The following is a 13112-nucleotide window of genomic DNA, read 5'->3' on the forward strand; positions in this document are numbered from 1 at the left end:
CGGCGACCTAATTGCAGGACTCATCGGTCCGACATCTCACAAGCCGTTCGCGGCACCAGCGCACCGCGCGGGCCTCGCTCTTGGCCAGGGCTTGACGGCTCGGGCAGTTCAAGAGGTCACCGCGCGACGGGCTCGCACCACGACCAGAATCGATGGTCGAGGACCTGCAGTGGCAGCGGCCGCGAAGACGCCAGGATTCGCCACTCTTCGCTGAGGCCTCACCGGCCAGGAGACTTAGAGGCATCACCCCGGGAGCGCTGCGGCCGCCGCCATCACGATCACGGAACCAGTCGCCGGGCGTTGGATAGGTCTGTTCCACGACCGATCTTTGTTAAGGCATCCCCGTCCCACAATCGAACAACCCACTCCGGCTACGGCCACCGGCCTGAGCTGTTGAAACCCAATTAGGAGACTTACGTGGCCATCCGCGTCCTACTGGTCGACGACCAGCCGCTGCTGCGCACCGGCTTCCGGATGATTCTGGAAGCGGAGCAGGACCTGGCGGTCGTCGGCGAGGCCGGTGACGGTCTCCAGGCGCTCGATCAGGTTCGTGCCCTGCAGCCCGATGTGGTTCTGATGGACATCCGCATGCCGCGGATGGACGGTGTGGAGGCGACCCGGCAGATCACCGGCCCCGGTCGGGACGGTCCGGCGAAGGTGCTCGTCCTGACGACGTTCGACCTCGACGAGTACGTGGTGGAGGCGCTGCGCGCGGGCGCCAGCGGCTTCCTCCTCAAGGACGCGCCCGCCAATGAGCTGGTGCAGGCGATCCGGGTGGTCGCGTCGGGCGAGGCGATGCTCGCGCCGAGCATCACGCGCCGGCTGCTCGACAAGTACGCGAGCCATCTGCCCTCCGGCGACGAGCCGGTTCCGGACACGTTGCACACGCTGACCGACCGCGAGGTCGAGGTGCTGAAACTGGTGGCGCGCGGGCTGTCGAACGCGGAGATCGCGGCCGACCTGTTCGTCAGCGAGACCACGGTCAAGACGCATGTGGGGCACGTCCTGACGAAGTTGGGGCTGCGTGACCGGGTGCAGGCCGCGGTGTACGCGTACGAGAGCGGGCTGGTGCGTCCCGGGGCGCAGTGAGCGGGGCCGGGTCGGTCCCGGCCCGGCGAAGGCAGTGCGAAGGGCGCCCGTTTCCGGGAAGGAACGGGCGCCCTTCGCGTGCGTCTGCCGGTGGCCGCGCGGGGTCAGTCCTTGCTGATCTCCCAGAAGCGGAACACGGTCGAGGCGTCGAGACAGTTCTCGATGCCGTAGACGTTGTCGCGCACGACGGCGTACTGCTTGGCCTGCCAGATCGGGATGACCGGCAGCTCCTCGGCGACCAGGTCCTGGAGCTTGCCGAATTCGTGCTCGGTCGCGGAGCGGTCGCTCTCGGCGGCCGTCTTCGGGATGAGGCTGCCGGTGATCGTGCTGTTGGTGAAGTTGTTGTTCAGTACGTTGCCCTTGCCGAAGAACGGGGCCGTGAAGTTGTCCGGGTCCGGATAGTCGGGCACCCAGCCCTTCACGTACACGCCGTACTTGCCCTTGGCGATGTCCTTCTCGTACTGGCCGTAGGTGACGGACTTCACGGTCGCGTCGAACAGTCCGCTGGCGTTGAGCTGCTTGGCGATCGCCTTGAACTCCGCGTCCGTGGAGGGACCGTAACGCGACGGGGTCGACCAGAGCGTCAGCTTCACCTTGCCGGTGACGCCCTCGGTGCGCAGCGCGGCCTCGGCCTTGGACCGCGAGGGGCGGGCGCCGTAGGTGTCGAAGAAGGACGTGCTGTGGCCGGTGACGCCGGCCGGGATGATCGAGTACAGCGGCGTCGCCGTGTCCTGGTAGACGTCGTCGACGAGGGCGTCGCGGTCCAGGAGGTAGGCGATGGCCTTGCGGACGCCGAGCTTGCCCGTCACCGGGTCGTTCATGTTGAAGACCAGGTGCTGGACCTCGGCGCTGGATCCCTCGATGACGTTGATACCGCTGTCGCTCGTGGTTCCGTTCTCGATGTCCGCGATGTCGTCGGCGGCGAGGCCTCGGTAGGCGATGTCGACGTCGTCGGCCATCAGGGCCTTCTTCAGTCGCTCCTGGTCCCCGTGGAAGAACTTCAGGGTGATGCTGGAGCTCTTGGGCTCGGCGGTGCCCTTGTAGTTCGTGTTGACCGAGAAGACGGCCTTGTCGTCGCTGAACGAGTCGAGCTTGTACGGGCCCGAGCCGACGGCCTCGTTGTCCTCGCGGAGCCCGTTCGTTGCGTACTGCCGGTGGTCCACGATCGAGCCGGCGCCGGAGGCGATCTTGCTCGGGAAGGTGGCGTCGGCGTACTTGAGGTGGAAGACGACGGTTCGGGCGTCCGGCGTCTTGACCTTGTCGAGCATGGGGAACATGATCGCCGGGCCGGCACCGTCGTTGATCTTCAGCATGCGGTCGAAGGAGTACTTGACGTCCGCCGAGGTGAGCGCGTCACCGTTGCTGAACTTCAGTCCGTCCTGCAGCGTGCACGTGTAGACCGTGGTGCCGGCGTCCGTGAACGCGCACTCCTTGGCCGCTTCCGGCTCGGGCTCGGTACCGCCCTTGGGGAAGCTCAACAGCGACTGGAAGACGTTGTTGAACAACAGCCACGATCCTGGGTCGTAGCCGGAAGCCGGGTCGGTGGCGAGGACGTCGTCGGACATCCCCATCACCACGGAGGAGCCACTGCTCCCGGAATCGCCCGTCTCCGAGCCACAGCCGGTCAGCAGGCCGGAGGCCAGCCCCGCCACGATCGGCAGGACTGGCCACTGGTTACGCATATTCACTTGCACGTGCCTTGTCATTGGATCTGGTGAACCCGGGACCGTCGGGTCCCGGGCGGGACCCGGGGCCGCCGGGCCCCGGGTCGCGTCAGTCGGTCACTCGCTGACGCCGCGGCCGAGCTCCCACAGCTGCAGGGTGGAGGAGGAGTTGAGCGCCCACTCCGAGCCCGTGATGTCGTCGCGCGCGGCGATGTACTGGTTGCCCTGCCACAGCGGGATCAGCGGGACGTCGTCGGCGACGATGTCCTGGATCTCCGTGAGGCTCTTCGACGCGGTGATGCGGTCGGGCTCGCGCCGGGACGCGGGGATCAGGTTGTTGATGATGTCACCGTTCGAGTACGGCGACTTGAGGAAGTTGTCCTTGTCGAGGAACGGCGCCAGGTAGTTGTCGGCGTCGGGGAAGTCGGGGAACCAGCCCATGCCCCAGACGTCGTAGTCGCCGGCGCGCTCGGCCGGGACGAACTTGTCCCAGCTCGTGCCCTGGGTGCGGACGTCGAAGAGGCCGCTCTTGTTGAGCTGATCCTTCAGGACCGCGAACTCCTTCGCGGTGACCGCGCCGTAGTGGTCGGTCGTGTAGTGCAGGGTGACCTTCACCGGGGTGGTGATGGCGGCCTTGGTGAGCAGCGCCTTGGCGCGGCTGGCGCTCGGCTCCCCGTACTTGTTGAAGAACGCGTTGGAGTGGCCCGTGATGGTCGCCGGCACCATCGAGTAGAGCGGCTGGGCCTGCGAGCCGTACACCTTGGCGATGAGCTCACCGCGGTCGATGATCTGCGCCATGGCCTGGCGGACGGCCTGCGTCTTCACCGACGGAGCGTCGGTGTTGAAGGCCAGGTAGCGGATTTCCAGGCCGGGCATCTCGTTCAGGTCGATGTTGCCGCCCGAGGCGCTGTCCAGCTTGTTGATCTGCTCCGGCGTCATCGAGCGGGTCATCAGGTCGATGTCGCCCTTTTCGAGGGCCTTGCCCATGGCCGCGGCGTCCTCGAAGGAGCGCATCTCGACCTTGGAGTTGTTCACCTTCAACTGGCCCTGGTAATGGGAGTTCTTGGTGAACACGGCCTTGACGACGGCGTCGCCCTTGACCTCGGTCTCGAGGGTGTACGGGCCGGAGCCGTCGACGGAGAAGCCGTCGCGCAGCTTGCCCTTGTCGTAGTCGCTCGGGTTCACGATGCCGGCGACGGGGGTCGACAGCTTGAACGGGAAGGTCGCGTCGGCGCTCTTGAGGTGGAAGATCACCTCGCGGTCACCCTGCGTCTCGACCGTGTCGATGGTGGACAGCAGGGCGAACACACCACTGTCCGCCTTGATGGCCCTCGCTCGGTCGATCGAGAACTTGACGTCCTTCGCGGTGATCGCGTCACCGCTGGCGAACTTCAGACCCTCGCGCAGCGTGCACGAGTAGCGCTCGTTGCCGCTGTCGGTGAAGCCGCACTTCTCGGCTGCCTCCGGCTGCGGCTCACCGTCACCGCGCGGCTGGACCATCAAGGTCTGCACGGTCTGGCGAAGGACGTTCCAGGTGCCGACGTCGTACGCGTACGCCGGGTCGAACGGAGCCGGGGCATCCTTCGACACGGTGAACCGGTCCGTGGTGCCGACAACGATGGCATCGCCGCTGTTGCTCCCGCTGTCGGACCCACCACACGCGGCGAGCACCGGGGCGAGCAGGCCAACCACGGCCGGCAGCACCAAAGTCTTGCGGTTCATGCTCGAGTTTCTCCAGAGCTGTAGTTTCCGCGAACCGGCATGCAGGGGTGGCGCGGCGGGTCACGGGGTCACGGCGATGTTCTGGCGATGACATTAGTCCGCACCACGGCGACGGCTCACAGGTACCGGAGCCGTCTTCCGCTCACGCTGCGATACCGGGCGTGGACGCACTGATAACCCGACACGGGAAGGATTAGTGCAGCATTCCATCAATCGGGACACAAGGGCACGTCAGGTCCTCACGAATGGGGGGTGCGTGCACAAGTCGGTCCCACTGTCGACCCTCGGTTACGTGATGAACGTCACAGCGTCAACTCGATTAGCAAGTACCGGAATTCAGCCATCCGCCCCGATATCAATTCCCACGGAGTCGTCGCTCGCGGTTACCACACGGAACGGCCGGAGCTTTACGCGCATTCGGCTCCGCACGCTGAGTGTTTCCGCGGCACACACTCGGTGAACGCCTAGCGCATTTCCGTCATCAGACGGTGCAGAAAGGGCAGGTCGACCTCTTCCAGGGAGGTGACCACCGTGCGGCGGGCGGCCGGGGCGATGGGCGCGACCGAGGGGACGACTACCACATGGCAGCCCGCGGCCTCGGCGGAGGCGACACCGGTCGAGGTGTCCTCGATGACGGCGCATCTCGCCGGTTCGGCACCGAGCCCCGAAGCCGCGAGCAGATACGGGTCGGGGAACGGCTTGGTCCGCTCCACCTCGTCGCCCGCGACGGTCAGCGCGAAGAAGTGGGAACCGATCGAACCCAGGACACGGTCGATGATCCGCCGGTGCGAGGCGGAGACCAGCGCGGTGGGGATCTCGTACGCCGCGAGTTCGGCGAGGAGCCGGGCCGCGCCCGGCATCAGGGGCAGGGAGTGGCCGATACGCTCCTCGAACCCGTCGTTGAGCAGCACGGTCAGCTCGGCGAGGGTGATGTCGGCACCGGTGGCCTCGATGAGGAAGCCCGCGCTGCGGGTCATCGGACCGCCGACGACCACATGGCGCCAGGAGTCGTCCAGCGCGTGCCCGAGAGCCCTGAAGACCTCGACCTCCACGTCCCACCAGAATCCCTCGGTGTCCACCAAGGTGCCGTCCATGTCGAGGAGCACGGCCTGCAGGGCAGAGCCTTCGGCCGTACGAGTTCCGAGCGCGGGGACCGTACTGGTCATCCTGGCGCACCTCCTTGAGGGACGATCAGGCCGGTTGCCCCTTTTTCGCCAAGGGGCAACCGGCCTGCGGTGGACCGACCAGTGTACGACGTATCCGATCAGTGTGCGCGGTGACGCGCGCCCCAGCGCGTCGGGGCGGTCACCGTGCGTTGAAGTACGTCGCCTCCGGGTGGTGGATCACGATCGCGTCGGTCGACTGCTCCGGGTGGAGCTGGAATTCCTCGGAGAGGTGGACGCCGATCCGCTCGGGCTCGAGAAGTTCCGCGATCTTGGCGCGGTCCTCCAGGTTGGGGCAGGCTCCGTAGCCGAGCGAGAAGCGGGCGCCGCGGTACTTCAGGGCGAACATGTCCTCGATCTCGGACGGGTCCTCCCCCGCGAAGCCCAGCTCCGAGCGCACGCGCGCGTGCCAGTACTCGGCGAGCGCCTCGGCCAGCTGGACGGACAGGCCGTGCAGTTCCAGGTAGTCGCGGTAGGCGTTGGACTCGAAGAGCTTGGCGGTCTCCTCGCCGATCCGGGAGCCGACGGTGACGACCTGGAGGCCGACGACGTCGGTCTCCCCCGACTCCTCCGGGCGGAAGAAGTCGGCCAGACACAGCCGGCGGCCCCGGCGCTGGCGCGGGAACGTGAAGCGGGTCCGCTCGTTGCCCCGCTCGTCCAGGATGATCAGGTCGTCGTCCTTGGAGACGCACGGGAAGTAGCCGTAGACCACGGCCGCCTCCAGCAGGTTGTCGGTCTGGAGCTTGTCCAGCAGCCCGCGCAGCCGCGGCCGGCCCTCGGTCTCGACCAGTTCCTCGTACGTCGGACCGTCGCCGGTACGGGCCTGCTTGAGACCCCACTGCCCCTTGAACAGGGCGCCCTCGTCCAGCCAGGAGGCGTACTCCTTGAGCTGGATGCCCTTGATCACGCGGGTGCCCGAGAAGGGCGGCTTCGGAACGGGGTTGTCGACGGAGACGTCGGAGCGGACATGGCCCTCTTCCGGGCGCTCCTCGACGACCGTGTCGGCGGCGGCCCGCACCCGGCGCTGCTTGAGTTCGGGAAGCACCGCGCCGGGCACTCCGCGCTTGACGCCGATCAGCGCGTCCATCAGGCGCAGGCCCTCGAAGGCGTCGCGGGCGTAGCGGACCTCGCCCTGGTAGATCTCGTACAGGTCCTGTTCGACGTAGGCCCGGGTCAGGGCCGCGCCGCCGAGGATCACCGGGTAGTCGGCGGACAGGCCGCGCTGGTTGAGCTCCTCCAGGTTCTCCTTCATGATCACCGTGGACTTGACCAGGAGCCCGGACATGCCGATGACGTCCGCCCGGTGCTCCTGGGCGGCGTCCAGGATCGCGGAGACCGGCTGCTTGATGCCGAGGTTGACGACGTTGTAGCCGTTGTTCGACAGGATGATGTCGACGAGGTTCTTGCCGATGTCGTGGACGTCGCCGCGCACGGTGGCCAGCACGATGGTGCCCTTGCCCTCCGCGTCCGACTTCTCCATGTGCGGCTCGAGGAAGGCGACGGCCGACTTCATGACCTCGGCGGACTGCAGCACGAACGGCAGCTGCATCTGGCCGGAACCGAACAGCTCGCCGACCACCTTCATGCCGTCCAGCAGCGTCTCGTTGACGATGTCGAGGGCCGGGCGGCTCTGGAGGGCCTCGGCGAGGTCGGCCTCCAGTCCGTTCTTCTCGCCGTCGATGATCCGCCGCTTCAGCCGCTCGTCCAGCGGCAGGGCGGCCAGTTCCTCGGCCTTGCCCGCCTTCAGCGACTTGGTGGTGGCGCCCTCGAACAGCGCCATCAGCTTCTGCAGCGGGTCGTAGCCTTCGGCCCTGCGGTCGTGGATGAGGTCGAGGGCGGTGTTGACCTCCTCCTCGCTGAACCGGGCGATCGGCAGGATCTTGGACGCGTGCACGATCGCCGAGTCCAGACCCGCCTTGACGCACTCGTCGAGGAAGACCGAGTTGAGCAGGATGCGGGCGGCCGGGTTGAGACCGAAGGAGATGTTGGACAGACCGAGCGTGGTCTGCACGTCCGGGCGGCGGCGCTTGAGTTCGCGGATCGCCTCGATCGTCGCGATGCCGTCCTTGCGGGACTCCTCCTGGCCGGTGCAGATCGTGAAGGTCAGGGTGTCGATGAGGATGTCGGACTCGTGGATGCCCCAGTTGGCCGTCAGGTCCTCGATGAGCCGCTCGGCGATGGCGACCTTGGTCTCGACGGTGCGGGCCTGGCCCTCCTCGTCGATGGTCAGCGCGATGAGCGCGGCACCGTGCTCCTGGGCGAGCCGCGTCACCTTCGCGAACCGGGACTCGGGCCCGTCGCCGTCCTCGTAGTTGACGGAGTTGATGACCGCGCGGCCGCCGAGGCGCTCCAGGCCCGCGCGGATCACCGGGACCTCGGTGGAGTCCAGCACGATCGGCAGCGTGGAGGCGGTGGCGAAGCGGCCGGCCAGCTCGTCCATGTCGGCGACCCCGTCCCGGCCGACGTAGTCGACGCACAGGTCGAGCATGTGCGCGCCCTCGCGGATCTGGTCGCGGGCCATCTCCACGCAGTCGTCCCAGCGGCCCTCCAGCATGGCGTCGCGGAACTTCTTCGAGCCGTTGGCGTTCGTCCGCTCACCGATCGCCATGTACGCGGTGTCCTGGCGGAACGAGACGGTCTGGTAGAGGGAGGCGGCACCGGGCTCGGGCCGCGGGCTGCGCTCGGTGGGCGCGACCCCGCGCACCCGCTCCACCAACTGGCGCAGGTGCTCCGGCGTCGTACCGCAGCAGCCGCCGACCAGGGAGAGGCCGTAGTCGCGTACGAAGTTCTCCTGGGCGTCGGCCAGCCCCTCGGCGTCGAGGGGGAAGTGGGCGCCGTCCTTCGTCAGGACCGGCAGACCGGCGTTCGGCATGCACAGGAGCGGAATGCGTGAGTGCCGGGTGAGGTAGCGCAGGTGCTCGCTCATCTCGGCGGGTCCGGTCGAGCAGTTCAGACCGATCATGTCGATGCCGAGCGGCTCCAGCGCGGTCAGTGCGGCACCGATCTCGGAGCCCAGCAGCATGGTGCCGGTCGTCTCGAAGGCCATCGAGACCAGCAGCGGCACCCGGACGCCGGTCGCCTCCATCGCGCGGTGCGCGCCGAGCACGGAGGACTTCGTCTGCAGCAGGTCCTGGGTCGTCTCCACGATCAGCGCGTCGGCGCCGCCGGCGAGCAGTCCCTCGGCGTTGGCCTGGAAGCCGTCACGCAGCGTCCCGTACGAGATGTGGCCGAGCGTCGGAAGCTTCGTGCCCGGGCCGATCGACCCGAGGACCCAGCGCTGACGGCCGTCGCGGGCGCCGAACTCGTCGGCGACCTCGCGGGCCAGCCGGGCCCCGGCCTCGGACAGCTCGTGGACGCGGTCCGCGATGTCGTACTCGGCCATCGCCGAGTGGTTCGCCCCGAAGGTGTTCGTCTCCACGCAGTCGACACCGACCTCGAAGTACGCCTCGTGGACGGAGCGGACGATGTCGGGGCGGGTGACGTTCAGGATCTCGTTGCAGCCCTCGAGGTCCTCGAAGTCCTCCAGCGTCGGGTCCTGCGCCTGAAGCATCGTGCCCATCGCACCGTCGGCGACCACCACACGGGTGGCGAGTGCTTCTCGGAGTGCGTCGGTTCGCTCCCGGCCTTCGGAGAGACCGGACGAAAGGGACGGGTTCGGCAACGAGGCCATGAAGGTGCTCCCTGGAGTGCGACGGCTGTCGGCTTTGCGCTTCCCATGGAAGGCGCACGCCGTCAGGGTAGCCCGGAGCACCGCCGATCAGTCGCGGGCGTCCACGAGCCGGACGGGTGTGGCGCGGGTGACGTCGGCGTGGAGGCGGACGGAACGCGGGGCGACCACCCATTGGCGGGAGCTCGGTCACGACCGGTAGTGTTCGACATTGCCGAACGGCAGCGGGCAGTCGCACGCCGGCGGCCCAAGGGGACGGAGGCAGCACGGCGATGGCACGGAACATCCAGTCGCTCGAACGGGCGGCAGCGATGCTGCGGCTGCTCGCGGGCGGCGAGCGACAGCTCGGCCTGTCGGACATCGCCTCCTCGCTGGGCCTGGCCAAGGGTACGGCCCATGGCATTCTGCGCACCCTCCAGCAGGAGGGGTTCGTCGAGCAGGACCCGGCCTCCGGGCGCTATCAGCTGGGCGCCGAGCTCCTGCGCCTCGGCACCACCTATCTCGACGTGCACGAACTACGGGCGCGCGCCCTGGTGTGGACCGACGACCTGGCCCGCTCCAGCGGCGAGAGCGTCTATCTGGGCGTGCTGCACCAGCAGGGCGTCCTGATCGTGCACCACGTCTTCCGGCCCGACGACAGCCGTCAGGTCCTGGAGGTCGGGGCGATGCAGCCTCTGCACTCCACCGCGCTGGGCAAGGTGCTGTCGGCCTACGACCCGGTGGCGCACAGCGAGGTCCTGGAGGTCGACCGCAAGGCGTTCACCCCGCGGACGATCAGTGAACTGGACGATTTCGAGGGTGTCCTCGACGTGACCCGCGCGCGTGGGTACGCGGACGACGTCGAGGAGACCTGGACGGGGGTCGCCTCGGTCGCCGCCCCGATCCACAACCGGCGGCGGATGCCGGTCGGCGCGGTGGGCATCACGGGGGCCGTGGAACGGGTCTGCAAGGGCGGCGAGCTGCGCCCGGACCTGATCGCGGCCGTACGGGACTGCGCCCGCGCGGTGTCGCGGGACCTGGGAGCGGGGCGCTTCTGACAGGCGCGGACCTTCGGACGTCCGTACGACACAAGGCCGGGAAGCGGGATGCTTCCCGGCCTTTGCCGTGCCCTCGGACGAGCGACGACGCATCGATAGCACATGCCGATCAATAACGATCGTGCTTTCGATAACAGGGCTCTTGACGAGCTGGTAACGCGAGAGCAAGACTCCCGTCCATCGGTCGACATTGTCGAACATCTACCGGCAATACGCGTTAGAGTGTGGCAATGCCAGGGCCGAGATCGCTCTCACTCCCCGAGAGCACGAACCACCGGAGGGACCCGGGGTTCGGCTTCCCCTGGACGAAGGACAAAGGAGTCGCGGGTGTCCAGCTCCGACATCTTCATCGGCGAGACCATCGGTACCGCCGTACTCATCCTGCTCGGCGGTGGCGTGTGCGCCGCCGTCACGCTGAAGGCCTCCAAGGCGCGCAACGCCGGCTGGCTCGCCATCGCCTTCGGGTGGGGCTTCGCGGTCATGACCGCGGTCTACATCTCGGCGCCGCTCTCCGGAGCGCACCTCAACCCGGCCGTGACGCTCGCCCTCGCGATCAAGGACGACGACTACAGCAACCTCGCCACCTACTGGGGCGGGCAGCTGCTCGGCGCCATGATCGGTGCGGCGCTGGTCTGGGTCGCCTACTACGGCCAGTTCCTCGCCCACCTCACCGATCGCGAGATCGTCGGGGGTTCCGAGGACCAGGCCGTGAAGTCGGTCGAGGCCGAGGAGAAGGGCGCGGGCCCCGTGCTCGGCATCTTCTCCACCGGCCCCGAGATCCGGAACGTCGTGCAGAACCTCGCCACCGAGATCATCGGCACCGTCGTCCTGATCCTCGCCATCCTCACGCAGGGTCTGAACGACGACGGCAACGGCCTGGGCGTCCTCGGCGCCCTGGTCACCGCCTTCGTGGTGGTGAGCATCGGCCTCTCGCTCGGTGGCCCCACCGGCTACGCGATCAACCCGGCCCGTGACCTCGGTCCGCGCATCGTGCACGCCCTGCTCCCTCTGCCCAACAAGGGCGGATCCGACTGGAGCTACGCCTGGATACCGGTCGTCGGCCCGCTCATCGGCGGCGCGATCGCAGCAGGCATATACAACGTCGCCTTCGCTTAGGAGCCCCCGCTCCAGCACGCTTGGAAGCCGCGCCCCATGAGCCGCGAGCCGCACAGCACCGCTATGAAGCACCGCGCCGTATACAGCCCCTTTCATCCCAGGAGCACACCGTGACCGACGCACACACCGCCGGCCCCTTCATCGCCGCGATCGACCAGGGCACCACGTCGTCCCGCTGCATCGTCTTCGACCGCGACGGACGCATCGTCTCCGTCGACCAGAAGGAGCACGAGCAGATCTTCCCGAAGCCGGGCTGGGTCGAGCACGACGCCACCGAGATCTGGACCAACGTCCAGGAGGTCGTCGCCGGAGCCATCTCGAAGGCCGGGATCACCCGCGACGACATCAAGGCCATCGGCATCACCAACCAGCGTGAGACCACGCTGCTGTGGGACAAGAACACCGGTGAGCCCGTCCACAACGCCCTCGTCTGGCAGGACACCCGCACCGACGCCCTGTGCCGGGAACTCGGCCGCAACGTCGGCCAGGACCGCTTCCGCCGCGAGACCGGCCTGCCGCTCGCGTCGTACTTCGCCGGACCCAAGGCCCGCTGGCTGCTCGACAACGTCGAGGGCCTGCGCGAGCGCGCCGAGGCCGGGGACATCCTGTTCGGCACCATGGACACCTGGGTCATCTGGAACCTGACCGGCGGTGTCGACGGCGGCAAGCACGTCACCGACGTGACCAACGCCTCCCGCACCATGCTGATGAACCTGCACACCCTGGCGTGGGACGACAAGATCGCCGAGTCCATCGGCGTCCCGCTGGCGATGCTGCCCGAGATCCGCTCCTCCGCCGAGGTGTACGGCGAGGTCACCGGCGGCCCGCTCGGCGACCTGCTCGGCGGCATCCCGGTCGCCTCCGCGCTCGGCGACCAGCAGGCGGCCCTGTTCGGCCAGACCTGTTTCGCCGAGGGCGAGGCCAAGTCCACCTACGGCACCGGCACCTTCATGCTGATGAACACCGGTGACAAGATCATCAACTCGTACTCGGGCCTGCTGACCACGGTCGGCTACCGGATCGGCGACCAGGAGCCGGTCTACGCCCTGGAAGGCTCCATCGCCGTCACCGGTTCGCTGGTGCAGTGGATGCGCGACCAGATGGGCCTGATCAAGTCCGCCGCCGAGATCGAGACGCTCGCGTCCTCGGTCGAGGACAACGGCGGCGCCTACTTCGTGCCGGCCTTCTCCGGTCTCTTCGCCCCGTACTGGCGTCCCGACGCCCGCGGTGTGATCGCCGGTCTGACCCGGTACGTAACCAAGGCGCACATCGCGCGCGCCGTGCTGGAGGCCACCGCCTGGCAGACCCGTGAGATCAGCGACGCCATGACCAAGGACTCCGGTGTCGAGCTCACGGCCCTCAAGGTCGACGGCGGCATGACCTCCAACAACCTGCTGATGCAGACCCTGGCCGACTTCCTGGACGCCCCCGTGGTGCGCCCGATGGTCGCCGAGACCACCTGCCTCGGCGCCGCCTACGCCGCCGGCCTCGCCGTCGGCTTCTGGACCAACACCGAGGACCTGCGCGCCAACTGGCGCCGGGCCGCGGAATGGACCCCCAACATGGACGCGGACGTCCGCGACCGTGAGTACAAGAGCTGGCTCAAGGCCGTCGAGCGGACCATGGGCTGGATCGAAGACGAGAACTGACGAGG

8 protein-coding genes are annotated in these 13112 nt (G+C 68.0%); 4 read left to right on the plus strand and 4 right to left on the minus strand.

Going from position 1 to position 13112, the window contains the following annotated elements; translation table 11 throughout:
• Window positions 1–417: 417 nt before the first annotated feature.
• Window positions 418–1089, plus strand: coding sequence for a response regulator (locus tag ACWD68_RS24775; protein ID WP_266467029.1), 672 nt, complete (start codon window positions 418–420; stop codon window positions 1087–1089).
• A 104-nt stretch (window positions 1090–1193) separates the two neighbouring features.
• Here the strand turns inward: ACWD68_RS24775 and ACWD68_RS24780 are convergent, their stop codons facing one another.
• The 4 genes from ACWD68_RS24780 to metH form a co-directional block, all read right to left on the minus strand.
• Window positions 1194–2777, minus strand: coding sequence for an ABC transporter substrate-binding protein (locus tag ACWD68_RS24780; RefSeq protein ID WP_451808630.1), 1584 nt, complete (start codon window positions 2775–2777; stop codon window positions 1194–1196).
• A gap of 93 nt (window positions 2778–2870) precedes the next feature.
• Window positions 2871–4475 (minus strand): ABC transporter substrate-binding protein, encoded by a 1605-nt coding sequence (locus ACWD68_RS24785; RefSeq protein ID WP_451808631.1) that lies wholly within the window; start codon window positions 4473–4475, stop codon window positions 2871–2873.
• A 464-nt stretch (window positions 4476–4939) separates the two neighbouring features.
• A complete protein-coding gene (locus tag ACWD68_RS24790) occupies window positions 4940–5641 on the minus strand; it encodes an HAD family hydrolase (protein WP_451808632.1) in 702 nt (233 codons plus the stop codon).
• Window positions 5642–5780: 139 nt separating this feature from the next.
• On the minus strand, window positions 5781–9308 hold the full coding sequence (metH, locus tag ACWD68_RS24795; protein ID WP_451808633.1) for a methionine synthase: 3528 nt from the start codon (window positions 9306–9308) through the stop codon (window positions 5781–5783).
• Between the two features lie 269 nt (window positions 9309–9577).
• On the opposite strand from metH, the gene ACWD68_RS24800 reads away from it, so the two are divergent.
• The 3 genes from ACWD68_RS24800 (at window position 9578) to glpK (ending at window position 13107) form a co-directional block, all read left to right on the plus strand.
• Window positions 9578–10342, plus strand: coding sequence for an IclR family transcriptional regulator (locus ACWD68_RS24800; protein ID WP_451808634.1), 765 nt, complete (start codon window positions 9578–9580; stop codon window positions 10340–10342).
• A gap of 327 nt (window positions 10343–10669) precedes the next feature.
• Entirely contained in the window at window positions 10670–11458 is a 789-nt protein-coding gene (locus ACWD68_RS24805; protein WP_451808635.1) for an MIP/aquaporin family protein, read from the plus strand.
• Window positions 11459–11568: 110 nt separating this feature from the next.
• Entirely contained in the window at window positions 11569–13107 is a 1539-nt protein-coding gene (gene glpK / locus ACWD68_RS24810) for a glycerol kinase GlpK (protein WP_451808636.1), read from the plus strand.
• The last annotated feature ends 5 nt before the right edge of the window (window positions 13108–13112 follow it).

It is taken from the genome of Streptomyces sp. NPDC005141 (assembly GCF_053599975.1).

What these genes read in the sequence shown, in the direction of transcription:
- ACWD68_RS24785 (WP_451808631.1), bottom strand. Translation starts at nt 4,475, where the DNA reads ATGAACCGCAAGACTTTGGTGCTGCCGGCCGTGGTTGGCCTGCTCGCC.
- ACWD68_RS24790 (WP_451808632.1), bottom strand. Translation starts at nt 5,641, where the DNA reads ATGACCAGTACGGTCCCCGCGCTCGGAACTCGTACGGCCGAAGGCTCT.
- metH (WP_451808633.1), bottom strand. Translation starts at nt 9,308, where the DNA reads ATGGCCTCGTTGCCGAACCCGTCCCTTTCGTCCGGTCTCTCCGAAGGC.
- ACWD68_RS24800 (WP_451808634.1), top strand. Translation starts at nt 9,578, where the DNA reads ATGGCACGGAACATCCAGTCGCTCGAACGGGCGGCAGCGATGCTGCGG.